A 3,046-nucleotide genomic window follows, 5' to 3' on the forward strand; every position below is an offset into this window, starting at 1 on the left:
CTTGCGGGCGCTAGGACCTGAACCTAGTGCGTCTACCAATTCCGCCACCTGGGCACTGCATTTGCTGTATCATTCTGTTGCTGTAGTGCTGCAACGAGATGCGAATTATAAACAAGTTTCCGAGGGTGTCAATGGCCCAATCTGCAAAAAAACAAAAAAACATCCCCCTGCGTATGCAGGATCCTTTCTTGGAACGAGAAAAACTCAAATATTCCAATCCTTTACCTAGCCGGGAGTTCGTTCTGCAACTCCTGGAGCAAAATGGTGTGCCAATGTTCCCGGAAGAACTGGCCACATTGTTGTCAATAAAGAATGCCGAGCTGGGCTTCTTTGAGCGCCGCTTGCTGGCCATGGAGCGTGAAGGCCAGGTCATCATCAATCGTAAAGGCGCAATCTGTGCTGCTGAAAAGCTGGACCTGATCAAGTGCAAGGTTTCTGGTCATCGTGATGGCTTTGGTTTTGGCTTGCCCGATGAAGGCGAAGGCAGTGGGGTGGATATTTTCCTGCCCGAGCGCGAAATGAAAAAAGCCATGCATGGTGATCGGGTGCTGGTGCGCCCCTCTGGTGTGGATCGTCGTGGACGTCAGGAAGGCAAGATTGTTGAAGTTCTGGATCATGCGATCAGCAAGTTGGTTGGTCGCATCCATCAGGAGCGCGGTGTCTGGATCGTTACCCCGGAAGACCGCCGTGTTCGGCATGAAATTCTGATTGAACCTGGCAGCCAGGGCGATGCCAAGCATGGGCAGGTAGTGATGGTGGAAATCCTGCAATATCCGGATGCCTATCGTCAGCCGGTCGGCCAGGTAGTAGAGGTGTTGGGCAATTATGCAGATCCGGGCATGGAAATTGAAATTGCCCTGCGTAAGCATGCCTTGCCGCATGAATTCCCGGCAGATGTGCTAGCGCAAGCCAAGGCCACGCCCAAGAAAGTACGCAAAAAGGATCTGACGGCCGATCGTGTGGACTTACGTCATCTGCCATTGGTAACCATTGATGGCGAAACGGCTCGTGACTTTGATGATGCCGTCTATGCAGAGAAGCAGGGCAAGGGCTTCCGCCTGATCGTGGCGATTGCAGATGTCAGCCATTATGTGCAGCCGGGTGATGCCTTGGATCAAGAAGCGCTAGATCGGGGCACGTCTGTCTATTTCCCGCGCCGGGTCATCCCGATGCTGCCGGAAGCGTTGTCAAACGGTATCTGCTCCCTCAATCCGGATGTCGAGCGCTTGTGCATGGTGTGCGATATGCAGATCAACGGCAAGGGCGAGGTCAAGCGTTACCAGTTCTACCCGGCGGTTATGCTGTCCAAGGCACGCCTTACTTATACCCAGGTATGGGATTGGATTCAGCATGGCACGGATAATCCGCTGCTGCCCAATATCCAAACACTATATAGTCTGTTCAAGGTGTTGCTGGCGGCGCGCGCCAAACGCGGTGCCATCGAGTTTGACTCGATCGAGACCCAGATGATCTTCAACGAGCAGGGCAAGATAGACAAAATCGTTCCGGTGGTCCGTAACGATGCTCATCGCCTTATTGAAGAGTGCATGTTGGCGGCCAATGTCTGTGCAGCGGACTTCCTGCTCAAGAGCAAGCAGAAGTGCTTGTATCGCGTACATGAAGGCCCCACGCCTGAAAAGCTGGAGAACCTGCGCAATTACTTGCAGTTGGTTGGACTGACGCTGGCTGGTAACGACAAACCGACTGCCAAGGATTATGCCAAGCTGGCAGAGCAGATTCATGGTCGCCCGGATGCACCAGTACTCCAGACCATGTTGCTGCGTTCCATGCAGCAGGCCGTCTATACGCCGGACAATAATGGCCACTTTGGTCTGGCTTATGATGCCTACACGCATTTCACCTCACCGATTCGCCGTTATCCTGATTTGCTGGTCCACCGCTCCATCAAGGCGGTATTGCAGGGTAATAAATACAAGCCGGGTAAATGGGCGCAACTTGGCATGCACTGCTCAATGACTGAGCGTCGGGCTGACGATGCCAGCCGAGATGTCGAGTCCTGGCTCAAAACCTATTATATGCAGGACAAGGTTGGTGAAATTTTCCAGGGCAAGATCAGCGCTGTCACCAGCTTCGGCGTGTTTGTGCTGCTGGATGATGTCTATGTAGAAGGCTTGGTGCATATCTCCGAGCTGGGCAAGGACTACTTCCACTTCCGCAAGGACATACAGGCAATTGTCGGAGAGAAAAGTGGCATGTCCTATCGCCTGGGGGATACGCTAACGGTAAGAGTGGTGAGTGCCAATCTGGAAAATGCCCAGGTTGATTTCTCCCTCGTGCGCGATACGGCACAGCCTGTATTGGCTTCGCCTGCTGGCAAGCGAGAACATCCGCAGCATGCAAGCCATACTGCGACTTCCGTGCGTAAGCAGACTGGCCATGGAGGTCGGAATCGGAATCAGCGTGGCAAGCATGCTGCCAGCCGTCAGGAAACTGTGATTGCCACGCCGCCAGCTGTGCCGCCCACTAGTAATAAGGAAGCAAGCCGGCAACGCAAACCCGCAGTAGTCCCGCAGTCGACGCCGGTTGTGGACGTTGAACCTGCCAAACCGGCTGTAAGGCAACGCAAGCCTACCGCCAGTCCCGAGTCTGCTCCGCAGACGGCACCTGCTGCGCCGGCCCCGCGTTCGCGTCGCAAACCAGCAGCCAGCGCTGAGGCCGCAGTGCCATCTGCGCCACGTGGCCGTAGCCGGAGTACCAAAAAGCCAGATGGTCAGTAAGCTATAGGTAAGCTTTTGCTCAGTACGAGAAGATGCTGCCTCGACAAAAAGCCCGGCCCCGCCGGGCTTTTTGCTGCCTGTGCCAGCACCGAGGCCAGCTTTTTGCGCCAATTTCTCCTGTGGGGCAGCGTCAGGATGGGCGGCAGAATGCTGCTGGCTGTGCACCCGCAGCAAAACAGTCATCAAACCCGCATTTCATAAAGCATTGCCGCTCAGTGACTTAGCGCGTGCCGGGCCGGAATTTCAGCAAATAGTGCAGTTTTTCTCGCACAAAGTGTTGACGAGGGAGGGGTGGGGCGGTATAGTTC

The 3,046-nt window shown here is 54.8% G+C and carries 2 protein-coding genes; both read left to right on the forward strand.

Going from position 1 to position 3,046, the window contains the following annotated elements:
- Positions 1-229: hypothetical protein (locus ACODR9_RS24235; protein ID WP_488813237.1), on the forward strand; the 229-nt coding region annotated here is incomplete at its 5' end.
- Entirely contained in the window at positions 132-2,738 is a 2,607-nt protein-coding gene (gene rnr, locus ACODR9_RS24240; protein WP_488813235.1) for a ribonuclease R, read from the forward strand. The genes ACODR9_RS24235 and rnr, both read left to right, overlap by 98 nt.
- Positions 2,739-3,046: the final 308 nt, after the last annotated feature.

Source organism: Aquitalea sp. FG25, assembly GCF_057809375.1.

Coding starts and splice junctions, on each gene's coding strand:
- rnr (WP_488813235.1), top strand. CDS start 132: ATGGCCCAATCTGCAAAAAAACAAAAAAACATCCCCCTGCGTATGCAG.